Source organism: Streptomyces sparsus, assembly GCF_054776295.1.
In genome coordinates this window covers 1-772 of sequence record NZ_BAAHCA010001502.1, presented here as the reverse complement: position 1 = coordinate 772, position 772 = coordinate 1, and the positions used below count along the sequence as shown (strand labels likewise).

Annotated in this window: 1 protein-coding gene; it reads right to left on the bottom strand. The window is 76.0% G+C overall.

The window, feature by feature from the left end; genetic code table 11:
• Positions 1 to 136: 136 nt before the first annotated feature.
• Positions 137 to 772: SbcC/MukB-like Walker B domain-containing protein (locus ACYVE9_RS29265; protein WP_461030899.1), on the bottom strand; the 636-nt coding region annotated here is incomplete at its 5' end.

The following is a 772-nucleotide window of genomic DNA, read 5'->3' as shown; positions in this document are numbered from 1 at the left end:
GCCTGCGGACGACCGCCGCCGGACGGGCCGCAGGGGGGCGCACGGCCGGTGAGCGGTGGCCAGGCGGTGACCGTTCGCGGACGGTGGCGGGTGGTGGCGACTGGGACGTGGTCGGGGGCGCGGAGGCGCCCGCCGGTCACCGTTCGCGACCGCCGACGCGGACGGTGGAACCGGTGCGGTGCCGGACGACGTGCAGCTGGGTGGGGACCCGCAGCCGCAGCTCCGCGACGTGGCTGACGATGCCCACGCTGCGGTCCCGCTCGCGCAGCGAGTCCAGAACCTCCATCACCTCGTCCAGGGTCTGCTCGTCGAGGCTGCCGAAGCCCTCGTCGATGAAGAGGGTGTCGAGCCGGGTGCCGCCCGCCTCGTCGCTGACGGTGTCGGCGAGGCCGAGCGCCAGGGCGAGGGACGCGGTGAACGTCTCTCCGCCGGAGAGCGTGGCGGTGTCCCGGGTCCGGCCCGTCCAGGCGTCCACGACGTGCAGCGCGAGTCCGGAGCGGGCACCGCGCCCGGCCCGCTCGTCGGAGTGCACGAGGGTGTAGCGGCCCCCGGACATCCTGCTCAGCCGCTCCCCTGCCGCGACCGCCACCTGCTCCAGGCGGGCGGCCAGCACGTACGACTCCAACCGCATGCGGCGCTCGTTGTCCGCCGAGGTACCCGCGGTGAGGCCGGCCAACGCGGCGGTGCGTTCGGCCTCGGTCCGCAGCGGGACGACCGCGCGTGCGTCCCGCTCCGCCCGGGCCGAGAGCCGGTCCAGTTCCTCGCAGCGGCT